This window comes from Bacillus sp. LJBS06 (genome assembly GCF_016924995.1).
Lineage (GTDB): Bacteria > Bacillota > Bacilli > Bacillales > Bacillaceae > Bacillus > Bacillus stercoris.
In genome coordinates this window covers 3047034-3059687 of sequence record NZ_CP070483.1, presented here as the reverse complement: position 1 = coordinate 3059687, position 12654 = coordinate 3047034, and the positions used below count along the sequence as shown (strand labels likewise).

Here is a 12654-nt window from a genome sequence, read left to right as displayed (position 1 = left end):
CAAGCTGTTTTCTTTTCAATACAGACATTTTACCTCGGAGATGATGACATGCTGACAGAACAGCCCAACTGGCTCATGCAGCGGGCGCAGCTGACACCTGAGAGAATTGCTCTCATCTATAAAGACCAAACCGTTACATTTGCAGAATTGTTTGCCGCGTCTAAACGAATGGCGGAACAGCTTGCCGCTTATTCGGTTCGGAAAGGGGATACTGCGGCTATTTTGCTCCAAAACCGTGCAGAAATGGTATACGCTGTTCACGCTTGTTTTTTGCTAGGTGTTAAAGCGGTGCTTTTGAATACGAAGCTGTCAACACATGAAAGGCTGTTTCAGCTGGAGGATTCCGGCTCCGGCTTTTTACTGACAGATTCAAGCTTTGACAGAAAAGAGTATGAACATATCGTTCAAACAATTGATGTGGATGAATTGATGAAAGAAGCCGCGGGGGAAATGGAGATCCAGGCTTATATGCAAATGGATGCAACGGCGACGCTGATGTATACATCGGGTACGACAGGAAAGCCCAAGGGAGTTCAGCAAACGTTCGGAAACCATTATTTCAGTGCGGTGTCGTCCGCGCTTAATTTGGGTATAACAGAACAAGACCGCTGGCTTATCGCATTGCCGCTCTTTCACATCAGCGGCTTGTCCGCATTATTTAAATCTGTGATCTATGGAATGACTGTCGTGCTTCACCAGCGTTTTTCCGTGAGCGATGTGCTGGATTCTATCAACAGGCATCAAGTGACAATGATATCTGCTGTGCAGACTATGCTGGCTAGTCTTTTGGAAGAAACAAGCCGTTGCCCTGAATCCATCAGATGCATTCTTCTCGGCGGCGGTCCTGCACCGCTGCCATTGCTTGAGGAATGCCGTGAGAAAGGATTCCCTGTCTTTCAGTCATATGGAATGACAGAAACTTGCTCACAAATTGTTACCCTGTCGCCGGAATTTAGCATGGAGAAGCTCGGATCTGCGGGGAAACCGCTGTTTTCATGTGAAATCAAAATCGAGCGGGACGGACAGGCATGTGAACCGTTCGAACACGGTGAAATTATGGTCAAAGGCCCGAATGTCATGAAAAGCTATTTTAACCGAGAGAGCGCAAACGAAGCCTCCTTTCAAAATGGCTGGCTGAAAACAGGTGATCTTGGGTATTTGGACAATGAAGGCTTTTTATATGTATTAGACAGACGTTCAGATCTGATCATTTCTGGCGGAGAAAACATTTATCCGGCCGAAGTGGAGTCAGTGCTGCTTTCACACCCCGCTGTGGCCGAAGCCGGAGTTTCAGGGGCTGAGGACAGAAAATGGGGGAAAGTGCCTCACGCCTATCTTGTCCTTCACAAGCCTGTGAGCGCAGAAGAATTGAGGGCATACTGCAAAGAACGTTTGGCGAAGTATAAAATTCCGGCAAAATTCTTTGTGCTTGACCGCTTGCCGCGCAATGCGTCTAATAAGCTCTTGCGAAATCGGCTGAAGGATGCGCGTAAAGGAGAACTGCTATGATCGAAATAGAAAAAATTACGCTTTACCATTTGAGCATGAATTTAAAGAAACCGTTTAAAAACAGTATCGAAACGCTTCAAGAGCGCAAATTTCTGATCGTGGAAGCCATTGATACATCCGGTGTTACAGGCTGGGGAGAAGTTTCTGCTTTCTCTTCTCCTTGGTACACCGAGGAAACCATTGGAACATGTTTGCATATGCTAAAAGATTTTTTTATTCCAAATGTCGTCGGCCGTGAATTTAATCACCCTTCAGAAGTGCCGGACAGCCTGGCGCGGTATAAAGGAAACCGGATGGCAAAAGCGGGACTTGAATCGGCTGTCTGGGATATCTATGCGAAAAAGAAGGGCATATCTCTTGCTGAGGCATTGGGCGGAACAAGAGATAAAGTCCCTGCCGGAGTGGTTGTCGGCCTGGCACCCCTTGACGATATGCTGAAGGAAATTGAAAGCTATCAAAAAGAAGGTTATCAAAGAATAAAAATTAAAATTCAGCCTGGGCAGGATGTGGAATTGGTCAAGGCCATCCGCAGCCGGTTCCCAAACATCCCGCTCATGGCTGATGCCAATTCCTCCTATGAGCTGAAGGATATCAGCCGCTTAAAGGAGCTTGATGAATTCCAGTTAATGATGATTGAGCAGCCTCTTCAAGCTGACGACATCGTTGACCACCGCCACTTGCAGAAACATTTGAAAACGGCCATTTGCCTTGATGAAAGCATTTGTTCAGTTGATGATGCGAGACGGGCGATTGAGCTGGGAAGCTGCAAAATTATTAATATAAAGCCTTCGCGTGTCGGCGGCTTAACAGAAGCTTTAAAAATTCATGATTTATGCCAAGAGCATCACATGCAGGTGTGGTGCGGAGGAATGCTGGAAACCGGCATATCGAGAGCGCAGAACGTTGCGCTTGCTTCACTGCCTCAATTCACAATACCCGGCGATATTTCATCATCTTCACGCTATTGGGATGAAGATATTGTGACCCCTGATATTCGTATTGATAATGGATTTATTTCTGTGTCAAAACAGCCTGGTTTAGGGGTTGAGGTGAACCAGGATATTATGCGAAAATATGTGACCAAAATGGATGTTTTCACACAGCATGGGTAAGAAAAAAGCATTTTGCTATTTTGAATGAATGACACTATGCTGTTACAGTAAAAGTGTTCATTGAATACATCCCTTCTCGTTTGGACCGGCTGCTGACCCAGCCGGTTTTTTTATGTAAATGGAGCTTGACAAAAATGGCCAAACGCGATAATTTTGCACAAAGGAAAATTTTTGTCCTGTGTAAACAAAATATGCTTTTGTCTAATTTAATGTCACATGTCTAAGAACTGACATCATAAGATAAAACAATCGGACATTGATGGCAAAGAGGAGGAGGAACATGAAACGAGGGCTGATGGCGGCAGTGCTTTTTGCGGCCTTTGCTTTAACAGGATGCGGAACAGATTCAGCCGGAAAGAGCGCTGATCAACAATTACAAGTGACAGCGACAACATCTCAAATTGCCGATGCAGCAGAAAACATCGGAGGCAAGCATGTAAAAGTCACCTCTTTAATGGGGCCGGGGGTTGATCCGCACCTTTACAAAGCTTCGCAAGGTGACACGAAAAAATTAATGTCAGCCGATGTTGTTCTGTACAGCGGGTTGCATTTGGAAGGGAAAATGGAGGACGTCCTCCAAAAAATTGGCGAACAAAAACAAGCAGCGGCAGTTGCTGAGGCCATTCCGAAAAACAAGCTTATTTCAGCGGGGGAAGGCAAGACGTTTGATCCCCACGTGTGGTTCAGCATTCCGCTATGGATCTATGCAGTGGATGAAATTGAAGCGCAATTCAGCAAAGCAATGCCTCAGCACGCAGATGACTTTCAGAAAAATGCCAAAGCATACAAAGAAGATTTGCAAAATTTAGATAAGTGGTCGCGTCAGGAGATCGCACATATTCCGGAGAAAAGCCGTGTGCTTGTGACTGCTCATGATGCGTTTGCGTACTTTGGGAATGAGTATGGATTTAAGGTAAGAGGCTTGCAGGGACTAAGCACAGATTCGGACTATGGATTAAGGGATGTTCAGGAGCTGGTTGATCTTCTGACAGAAAAACAAATAAAAGCTGTGTTCGTAGAAAGCAGCGTATCTGAAAAATCAATCAATGCAGTGGTGGAAGGCGCTAAAGAAAAAGGCCATACCGTCACAATCGGCGGCCAGCTTTATTCGGATGCCATGGGTGAAAAGGGCACCAAAGAAGGCACATACGAAGGAATGTTCCGCCACAATATCAACACGATTACTAAAGCGCTTAAATAAAGAATAGAGGTGAAGGATATGTTCCCTGTTGAGCTTGATAATGTGACGGTTGCTTATCATAAAAGGCCTGTGCTGCAGGACATTTCGCTGCAGGTGCCGGAAGGAAAACTGATTGGCATTATCGGCCCAAACGGCGCGGGAAAATCAACCTTGATCAAAACCATTCTCGGTCTTGTGCCCCGGGCTTCAGGAGACATTTCTATTTACGGCAAAGACTATAAGGATCAGCGGACCAGAATCGGATATGTTCCGCAGCGCGGCTCGGTTGACTGGGATTTCCCCACAAGCGCGCTCGATGTCGTTCTAATGGGAAGATACGGAAAAATCGGTTTATTAAAGAGGCCAAAGAAAGCAGATGTGGAAATGGCGAAGGCCGCTTTAGCAAAAGTCGGGATGCTTGATTATGCGAATAGGCAGATCAGCCAGCTGTCAGGCGGCCAGCAGCAGCGGGTGTTTCTTGCCCGGGCACTCTGCCAGAACGCTGACATTTATTTTATGGATGAACCGTTTGCAGGTGTCGATGCAGCGACGGAGCGCGCGATTATGACGCTTCTGGCAGAACTCAAAGAAAAAGGAAAAACCGTGCTTGTCGTCCATCATGACTTGCAGACCGCCGAGGATTATTTTGATTGGATTTTACTGCTTCATTTAAGAAAAATCGCTTTCGGACCGGCGGAAAACGTTTTTACAATCGAAAACCTGCAAAAAACATATGGAGGAAGGCTTACGTTTTTAAAAGATAAAGTCATAGCAGAAGGGCATAAGGAGTGAGCGCAATGTTTGAAAGTTTGTGGCTGCAGCTCCAGCATCCGAACACACAGTGGGTGCTGGCGGGTACGCTTTTGCTCGGGGCGGCAAGCGGTGTTTTGGGCAGCTTTGTGCTGCTGAGAAAGCAAAGTTTAATCGGCGATGCGATGGCCCATTCAGCTCTGCCGGGCGTGTGTCTCGCTTTTCTGTTCACCGGGCAAAAATCACTGCCTTTCTTTTTGCTGGGTGCGGCGCTTGCCGGACTGCTCGGAACGTTTTGTATTCAGGTGATTTCGCGGCTTTCAAAAACAAAGGAGGACTCGGCGATTGGGATAGTTCTTTCTGTGTTTTTTGGGGTTGGGATTATTCTTTTGACATATATTCAGCAGCAGGGGGCAGGAAGCCAAAGCGGGCTTGATTCTTTTTTGTTCGGCCAGGCGGCTTCATTGGTCAGACAGGATATCATTCTTATTGCAGGAATATCTGCTGTTCTGCTGCTCGTGTGTATTGTTTTCTTTAAGGAATTTACATTGATTACTTTTGATCCCGCGTTTGCAAAGGGATTGGGAATCCCGGTGCGTTTTTTGAACGGACTTTTGGCTAGTCTGATTGTCGGTGCTGTCGTTATTGGGCTTCAGACGGTTGGTGTGATATTAATGGCGGCTATGCTGATTACACCTGCCATAGCTGCAAGATATTGGACCGAACGATTGACAGGGATGATCGTCATTGCCGGGATCACTGGCGGGGTCAGCGGAGTGGCCGGAACCCTGCTGAGCACGACCATGAAGGGAATGGCGACAGGGCCATTAATAATCATATCTGCAACGCTGATCTTTCTTTTTTCAATGATTTGCGCGCCTAAGCGGGGGTTGGCCGCTAAAGCCATAAGGCTGATGAGGCTTCGGCGCAGAACAAGCAGGGAGCAAGTGCTGCTGACGATTTATGAACAGTATGAAAAGAAAGATCTTTGTGTAACAGCTGAGAGTGTAAGAAAGAAAAGGCGTCTATCTCCTTCATTATGCCTTAAGGTTTTAAATGACTTGGAACAAGAGAGGTGCATTAAGTGTATCGAAAATGGAGTTTGGCAAATCACAAGCACCGGGATTGAAAAAGGCTACCACACAGCTTTGAAGCAGCGGATGTATGAAGTGTATCTCATGCATGAAATGGAGCTTGCCAATATAGAATTCGACCAGGACTGCTTTGATCCGGATCGTTTGTCAGGGGAAACGAGAGAACGGCTTTTTTCATTATTAAAGCTGTATGGCCGGATGCCTGAGCTGCGAAAAGCGTCTCATGAAGCTGAGAAGGGACAGATCGTAAATGAGTTTTGAAACATGGATTATAGCTACAGGTGTATTAGTCGGTGTAAGCTGCGCATTGATCGGCACATTTCTTGTGCTGAGAAGCATGGCAATGCTGGCCGACGCAATCAGCCATACCGTGTTGCTTGGCATTGTAGGCGCTTTTCTAGTGACCGGGAGTCTCGACGGGATTTCTATGTTTATCGGTGCAGCTGTAACCGGATTGTTAACGGCATTTTTGGTTCAGCTTCTTCATAGCAAGGGGGTTCAATCAGATGCTGCCATAGGCGTTGTGTTTACATCCTTATTTGCAATCGGCGTCATTTTGCTTTCTGTTTATGGAGCGAATGTCCATCTCGATATTGAGCACTCGTTAATGGGAGAAATCGCTTTTGTGCCGTGGAATACGATGACGGCATTCGGAGTTGATATCGGGCCGAAAGCGTTTTGGATGCTGGCATCTGTTCTGGTTTTAAACGTAGTGTTGATCAGTGTGTGCTATAAGGAGTTTAAAATCGCTTCGTTTGATCCTCAAATGGCTTTAGCCTTAGGAATACCGGTTTTGCTCATTCATTACGTGCAAATGGGCATGCTGTCTTTGACGACTGTTGCTTCCTTTGATTCAGTGGGTGCTGTATTGGTTGTGGCCATGTTGATTGTTCCGCCTGCTGCGGCACATTTGCTGACAGACCGGCTTCTTTATATGCTGATTCTCAGCGCGTTGATTGGCGGGCTGTCGGCGATCATGGGCTATTTCTTCGCAACGTGGCTTAATGTTTCGATTTCAGGAGCGATGGCGGCCATGACAGGTATATGGTATGCAAGCGCCTTTTTGTTTTCACCTGCAAACGGGGTCATGTCTAAAAAGCTGAGAACACTCAACATACAAAAAGAAAGAGCTGGCTGATGCAGCTCTTTCTTTTAATTACAATTCATGCGGCTTAAACGTTTTGCAGTCTGTTTCCCGGCTGTTTTCAGCCGTTTCACCAGTATGGCTGACAACATAAATGGCATCAGCGGTGCATTTGTTTCCTTTGCCCCAATAAGAACAGTTGTTGACTTCGCATAGAATTTTCTGCTCCATGCCATCCCCTCCTTATAAAGGTTCTGGGTTAGTATAGCCGGCAGGCTTCACCTCTATTCCTCCTGGCGGATATAGCGTTTATCTCGCATAAACATTTTCCAGAAGAAATAAAAGCCCGGAAATAGAATGATAAATGCTACGATATACGTCGCAAACAGTGCCCTGAACGTTGCTGGCTCTGTGAAGCCTGACATGACTGTCACATCGGGATAAATCATATACGGAAGATGCGCCCGCCCGTACGCGTAGCTTGCGAGAAAATACTGTATTCCAATCGCGACAAGTGCAAGCCGCGGTTTTCCGATGTTTTTTCCAAAACTTTTGTTTGGCAGAAACAGAGCGATTCCAGCAATGACAAATGTAATAAACGATGCAATAATCCAAGTGAAATCATTCAGCATTCCGCTGTACAGCCAGTTTGCTTCATTCCGCATCGTCACCATAATGCATACAGCAAACAGCAGTGAAATCGGGCCGGTGATCAGGGCGCTTTTTCTGTAGGCCCGGTACGCATCCTGTTCCTCTGCTACATTTGAAAAATCAGCAAGCAATAGCGAGGATAAAAATAAGGTGCTTAAAATCGCAAACCCGATAAATGAATAGGCGTTGGGGCTTGAAAAGATTTTAGACATATTCAAGTTATAGATCCCGTCCGTTTTTTCGATAAATCCTCCGTGAGTCACAGGAAGCACCAAAATTAAAACAGCAGGAATGATAAAGCCGGAGATGCCGGAAATATATCTTAGCGTTTTCCGCTCTTTTGCTGTGTTTGAAAAAACGAGAAATCCGCTTCGGATCGCTAAAAGCAGCAAAATTATGCTGCCGGGAATTAATAACACGGTGCCGAGCACAAATGTCGCACCGGGGAAAAAACTGAAAAGCGCCACGACGATGGCCACAATAAAGACGTTTGTGACCTCCCAAGTCGGGGACAAAAATCGATTCGCAATATCGGTGGCCTTCATGTGTTCCTTGTTTAAATAGATCATAGACCAAAATCCAGCTCCAAAATCCATTGTCGCCATGACGGCGTAAATAAACACAAAGCCCCAGATAATTGAGATGGCGATCAGAGCGTCAGTTGAAATGTCCATTTGTCGATCTTCCTTCCATTTGGTTTCCTGTTTGCGGAGCCATTACGACTCCGCTGTATTTAAATCTTCGTCAACCGGGTGCTTGCGGAAATAGTACAAGAGCACGTAGACGACAGCTGCGCCTAACACGGCATAAACAAATGTGAAAAACAAGAAGAGCACTCCGATCGAGCCAGTCGTAGTTACGACATCCGATGTTTTCAGCAGATGATAGATGACCCAAGGCTGCCTTCCCGTACAGGCGAAAATCCAGCCGAATTCAATGCCGATAAGACTAAAAGGGCCTGCTGTCATGAAAATGACCAAAAGCCACGTCGGGAATCGGTCTTTCTTGAGCACCTTTCTCCAGACCACACCGATAATGGAATAAAGAATCAATAGCATGCCTACTCCGACCATCGCGTTAAACAGCGTGTGAATAAAAAGCGGCGGCCATTCATCTCTAGGAAATGCATTCAATCCCTTTACAACAGTGTCAAAACGGTTCGCTGCCAAAAAGCTTAAAGCCCATGGAATCTCGATAGCCCATTTTACTTTTTCTTCTTTCGGGTCGGTAAAACCGCCGATCGCGAGCGGAGCGTGGGATCTTGTTTCAAACAGGCCTTCCGCACCGGCTAATTTTTCGGGCTGGTATTCGTACAGCATCTGTGCTGATTCGTGTCCGTTCAAAGCGGTCAGCAATGAAAAAATACCGCCGATCGTGAGTGCGAGCAAAAGGGCTTTCCGGTGAAAGCGATAGACCTTTTCCTTTTTTCTCGTCCGGATCATTTTATATGCGGCCACAGAAGCTACGATAAACGCTCCCGTCATAAATGCGGATAAAACGACATGGCCTGCAGTGATAAAAAAGCTTGGGTTGAAGAACGCGGCCCACGGATCAACATCTGTGATTTTTCCGTTTAAAATTTTAAAACCTGCCGGAGTTCCTTCAAAGGCATGGACATTCGTGATCAGAACAGCGGATGCTGCGGCCCCGACTAACACAAAGAAAACAGCAACAATCCTCATTGCAGGTGATAAGCGGTCTGCTGCGTATACATAAATCGACATGAAAAGGGCTTCAACAAAAAAAGCATAGATTTCAATTTGAAACGGCAGGGACATGACCCGGCCGATGACTTCCATAAATCCCGGCCATAAAAGCGCGAGCTGAGTGCCCGCGATCGTTCCGGTCGGTATGGCGACTCCCAGTAAAACAGCTTGTGCTTTCGTCCACCTTTTCGCCATGATCGCATAATGGTCATCTTTCGTTTTTTGATAGATCAATTCCGCCACTAAAATCATGAGCGGCAGACCGACTCCAAGCGTTGCGAAAATGATATGGAAGCCCATTGTCGTGCCAAAAAGGCTTCTGGCCAAAACTAAATCATCCACAATCGTAAACCACCTTTCTCAAAAGACGTTCTGTATGTATTTTGGGTTTATTATTTGCTTCCTCGGTTAGATTATTCTTCCTATTCTTAAATGCCATGAGGTTTACGATGAGAGAACAGAGGGAAGGATGTAAGAAGATTGACAAAACGTTTGTGACGTTATAAAATAAAACGTAATTATTACGATTTAAAGAAAGGGGATACTCATGAGAGAAGGAATTCATCCAAAAAACCACAAAGTCATATTTCAGGATGTCAACAGCGGCTATCGTTTTCTCAGCACCTCGACCAAAACATCTAATGAAACAGCAGAGTGGGAAGACGGCAACACATATCCCGTCATTAAAGTAGAAGTAAGTTCTGACACGCATCCGTTTTATACAGGCCGCCAGAAATTCAATGAAAAAGGCGGACGAGTTGAGCAGTTCAAAAAACGCTATAACATGGGGAAATAAGGCAGACCTGAGGGTTTGTCTTTTTTTATTATGACGAATAAACAAGTGTTGTGATATATTGAAGAGTAAAAAGAATAGAAAGGGACAACGAACATGAGTCTTCTAAATGATATTCTCGAATTTAACAAGACATTTACTGAACAAAGAGAGTATGAAAAGTATAAAACGTCAAAATTCCCCGATAAAAAAATGGCGATTCTTTCTTGCATGGACACTCGTCTGGTTGAACTGCTGCCGCATTCGATGAATATGCGAAACGGCGATGTGAAAATCATTAAAAGTGCCGGTGCGCTTGTGACACACCCATTCGGAAGCATCATGAGAAGTTTACTCGTCGCAGTGTACGAGCTGAACGCCGATGAAGTATGTGTGATCGGACATCACGATTGCGGCATGAGCAAAATCAGCAGCGAAAGTATGCTTGATAGAATCAAAGAAAGAGGAATTCCGGAAGAACGCATCGAAACATTAAAGTACTCCGGTGTTGATTTTGATCAATGGTTTAAAAGCTTTGATTCAGTAGAAGCAAGTGTGAAAGACAGCGTAGAAGTCATTAAACATCATCCGCTGTTCCCGGAAAACGTTCCAGTCCATGGCTTAGTTATTGATCCTGACACAGGAAAACTGGATCTTGTCGTAAACGGCTATAACGCTTAATGTTTGTGTTTCTTTTCAGGAACGGGATCGACCCCTCCCGGATGGAACGGATGGCATTTCAAAATCCGTTTGATTGTCAGCCAGCCGCCTTTTAAAGCCCCATGTGTTTTAATCGCTTCGATTCCATATTGAGAGCAAGTCGGATAAAAGCGGCATGTTGGCGGCGTCAGCGGCGAGATGAATTTTTGATATCCTCTGATCAGAGCGATAAATAGGGTTTTCATATGTATTCAGCAACCTTTCTGATGCAAGTATAAGAAAAAAAACGCAGATTGAAAAGCTATTCGATTATTCTTATCGGAAAGGTATGTTATAATGAATGTACATTTTTAGAAAAGGGAGAGTGCCATTATGCCTTCAGTAGAAAGTTTTGAGCTTGATCATAATGCGGTTGTTGCTCCATATGTAAGACATTGCGGCGTGCATAAAGTAGGAACAGACGGCGTTGTAAATAAATTTGATATTCGTTTTTGCCAGCCAAATAAGCAGGCAATGAAGCCTGACACCATTCACACACTCGAGCATTTGCTCGCGTTTACGATTCGTTCTCATGCAGAGAAATATGATCATTTTGATATCATTGATATCTCTCCAATGGGCTGCCAAACTGGCTATTATCTTGTAGTGAGCGGAGAGCCGACACCGGCGGAAATCGTTGATCTGCTTGAAGACACAATGAAGGAAGCGGTAGAGATTACCGAAATACCAGCTGCGAATGAGAAGCAGTGCGGCCAAGCGAAGCTTCATGATCTGGAAGGCGCTAAACGTTTAATGCGTTTCTGGCTTTCACAGGATAAAGAAGAATTGCTAAAAGTATTTGGCTAAAATAGAAAAGACCTTTTTGCTCAAGCGCAAAAAGGTCTTTTTTGTGACGTCTCATATTTTGTGTACCATTTGTTGTAAGCGTTTGCTACTATTTAGGTAAACGATGAAAGGGTGATGGCATGAAAAAGATGTTGGTTGTTCTGCTTTTTTCTGCTTTTTTGCTTAACGGATGCGGATCTAGCGAAAGCAAAGCAAATACAGATGAGGCGCCCAAGGTTTTGGATGTCAAGCTGACCGGTCCTGAAAAAGTAAAACCCGGAGACAGCGCTGCTTATGAAGCAGCCGTATCATACGGTGATGAAGCTGTGACGGATGCTGATGAAGTAGAGTTTGAAGTATGGAAAGAAGGGGAAAAAGACGCCAGCCAAATGTTTAAGGCGAAACAAGAAAAAGGCGTATACCGGTTGGAAACAACGTTTAAGGAAGATGGTATATACACTGTTCAATCCCATGTCACAGCAAAAAAACAGCATAGCATGCCGACCTTAAAAGTCCAAGTCGGAGACGCCGATGCTGCGGGCAATCAGTCAGAAGAGAAGCAATCACATCATCATTGATTGTGTGAATCAGAGTGATTTTCTTGCGGTGGATCAATGGTATGCTTTACATTATAGGCTTTTACAGTCGTCCAAATGGTTACAAGCAACACAGCCAGCACAATCAAAATACTTATCGTAATGAGAAGCGTCATGACATTCCACCTCCCGTTTTTTAACAATTGTAGCATAATAGAAGAAATCGTGACAGATAAGGGTAAAAAAGAGGTTTTAGCGTACGATATTAAGGGTATACATAGTCATATAACAAGGAGGAGATACCATGTCAGAACAATTGATTCAAGCAGTGAACAAACAAGTAGCCAACTGGACGGTCATGTATGTGAAACTACATAATTATCACTGGTATGTGAAAGGGAAAGATTTCTTCACTCTTCATGAAAAGTTTGAAGAGCTGTACAACGAAACCGCAACTTATATTGATGACTTAGCAGAACGTCTTTTGGCGCTGAACGGAAAACCGATTGCAACAATGAAGGAATCCTTAGAAACGGCTTCTGTCAAAGAAGCGGCTGGAAATGAAACAGCTGAACAAATGGTTCAAAGCGTATACGATGATTTTACGGTCATCGCGGAAGAGCTGAAAAACGGCATGGATTTAGCTGATGAAGTCGGTGACGAAACAACAGGGGACATGCTTCTTGCGATCCATCAAAATATTGAAAAACATAACTGGATGCTAAAAGCTTACCTGGGGTAAAAGAACGGCCGGACGTCTAAAAACAGATGTCCG

16 protein-coding genes are annotated in these 12654 nt (G+C 44.9%); 11 read left to right on the top strand and 5 right to left on the bottom strand.

Annotation, left to right across the window (positions count from 1 at the left end; all coding sequences use genetic code 11):
- The first annotated feature begins 48 nt into the window (after positions 1-48).
- The 6 genes from JQX68_RS15550 (at position 49) to mntD (ending at position 6783) form a co-directional block, all read left to right on the top strand.
- Positions 49-1509 carry an o-succinylbenzoate--CoA ligase gene (locus tag JQX68_RS15550; RefSeq protein WP_040082041.1) on the top strand — a complete coding sequence of 487 codons (1461 nt, stop codon included), beginning with the start codon at positions 49-51 and terminating at the stop codon, positions 1507-1509.
- Positions 1506-2621, top strand: coding sequence for an o-succinylbenzoate synthase (menC, locus tag JQX68_RS15545; protein ID WP_014665102.1), 1116 nt, complete (start codon positions 1506-1508; stop codon positions 2619-2621). The genes JQX68_RS15550 and menC overlap by 4 nt, the downstream gene beginning before the upstream one ends.
- Before the next feature lie 280 nt (positions 2622-2901).
- Entirely contained in the window at positions 2902-3822 is a 921-nt protein-coding gene (gene mntA, locus JQX68_RS15540; protein WP_014665101.1) for a manganese ABC transporter substrate-binding protein/adhesin MntA, read from the top strand.
- Positions 3823-3840: 18 nt separating this feature from the next.
- Positions 3841-4593 carry a manganese ABC transporter ATP-binding protein MntB gene (gene mntB, locus JQX68_RS15535; RefSeq protein ID WP_040082044.1) on the top strand — a complete coding sequence of 251 codons (753 nt, stop codon included), beginning with the start codon at positions 3841-3843 and terminating at the stop codon, positions 4591-4593.
- A gap of 5 nt (positions 4594-4598) precedes the next feature.
- Positions 4599-5906 carry a metal ABC transporter permease gene (locus JQX68_RS15530; RefSeq protein WP_069150126.1) on the top strand — a complete coding sequence of 436 codons (1308 nt, stop codon included), beginning with the start codon at positions 4599-4601 and terminating at the stop codon, positions 5904-5906.
- Positions 5896-6783, top strand: coding sequence for a manganese ABC transporter permease MntD (gene mntD, locus JQX68_RS15525; protein WP_147772405.1), 888 nt, complete (start codon positions 5896-5898; stop codon positions 6781-6783). The genes JQX68_RS15530 and mntD overlap by 11 nt, the downstream gene beginning before the upstream one ends.
- Before the next feature lie 18 nt (positions 6784-6801).
- Here the strand turns inward: mntD and JQX68_RS15520 are convergent, their stop codons facing one another.
- Genes JQX68_RS15520 through JQX68_RS15510 form a run of 3 tightly spaced genes read right to left on the bottom strand, consistent with a single transcriptional unit; the run spans position 6802 to position 9428 of the window.
- The gene (locus JQX68_RS15520; protein WP_014665097.1) at positions 6802-6960 is read right to left on the bottom strand and encodes a DUF1540 domain-containing protein; all 159 of its coding nucleotides are present in this window, start codon (positions 6958-6960) and stop codon (positions 6802-6804) included.
- A gap of 53 nt (positions 6961-7013) precedes the next feature.
- Positions 7014-8054 carry a cytochrome d ubiquinol oxidase subunit II gene (locus JQX68_RS15515; protein WP_014665096.1) on the bottom strand — a complete coding sequence of 347 codons (1041 nt, stop codon included), beginning with the start codon at positions 8052-8054 and terminating at the stop codon, positions 7014-7016.
- Positions 8055-8096: 42 nt separating this feature from the next.
- Positions 8097-9428: a cytochrome ubiquinol oxidase subunit I gene (locus JQX68_RS15510; protein WP_014665095.1), complete on the bottom strand. Its 1332-nt coding sequence runs from the start codon at positions 9426-9428 to the stop codon at positions 8097-8099.
- A 205-nt stretch (positions 9429-9633) separates the two neighbouring features.
- Between JQX68_RS15510 and JQX68_RS15505 the strand changes: the two genes are divergently transcribed.
- Positions 9634-9882 (top strand): type B 50S ribosomal protein L31, encoded by a 249-nt coding sequence (locus JQX68_RS15505; protein ID WP_014665094.1) that lies wholly within the window; start codon positions 9634-9636, stop codon positions 9880-9882.
- Positions 9883-9975: 93 nt separating this feature from the next.
- Positions 9976-10539 (top strand): beta-class carbonic anhydrase, encoded by a 564-nt coding sequence (locus JQX68_RS15500; protein ID WP_014665093.1) that lies wholly within the window; start codon positions 9976-9978, stop codon positions 10537-10539.
- Here JQX68_RS15500 and yidD read toward each other — a convergent pair.
- Positions 10536-10763, bottom strand: a complete 228-nt coding sequence (yidD, locus tag JQX68_RS15495) for a membrane protein insertion efficiency factor YidD (RefSeq protein WP_014665092.1) — start codon at positions 10761-10763, stop codon at positions 10536-10538. The two genes, JQX68_RS15500 and yidD, sit on opposite strands and share 4 nt — an antisense overlap.
- Positions 10764-10890: 127 nt before the next feature.
- Between yidD and JQX68_RS15490 the strand changes: the two genes are divergently transcribed.
- Positions 10891-11364 carry an S-ribosylhomocysteine lyase gene (locus tag JQX68_RS15490; RefSeq protein WP_014114882.1) on the top strand — a complete coding sequence of 158 codons (474 nt, stop codon included), beginning with the start codon at positions 10891-10893 and terminating at the stop codon, positions 11362-11364.
- 119 nt (positions 11365-11483) lie between these two features.
- Complete coding sequence (locus tag JQX68_RS15485) at positions 11484-11921, top strand: FixH family protein (RefSeq protein ID WP_147772404.1); 438 nt, start codon at positions 11484-11486, stop codon at positions 11919-11921.
- Here the strand turns inward: JQX68_RS15485 and ytzI are convergent.
- Complete coding sequence (gene ytzI, locus JQX68_RS15480; RefSeq protein WP_003229081.1) at positions 11915-12055, bottom strand: YtzI protein; 141 nt, start codon at positions 12053-12055, stop codon at positions 11915-11917. The genes JQX68_RS15485 and ytzI overlap by 7 nt on opposite strands.
- Before the next feature lie 128 nt (positions 12056-12183).
- On the opposite strand from ytzI, the gene JQX68_RS15475 reads away from it, so the two are divergent.
- Positions 12184-12621, top strand: coding sequence for a Dps family protein (locus JQX68_RS15475; protein ID WP_003229083.1), 438 nt, complete (start codon positions 12184-12186; stop codon positions 12619-12621).
- Positions 12622-12654 lie beyond the last annotated feature (33 nt).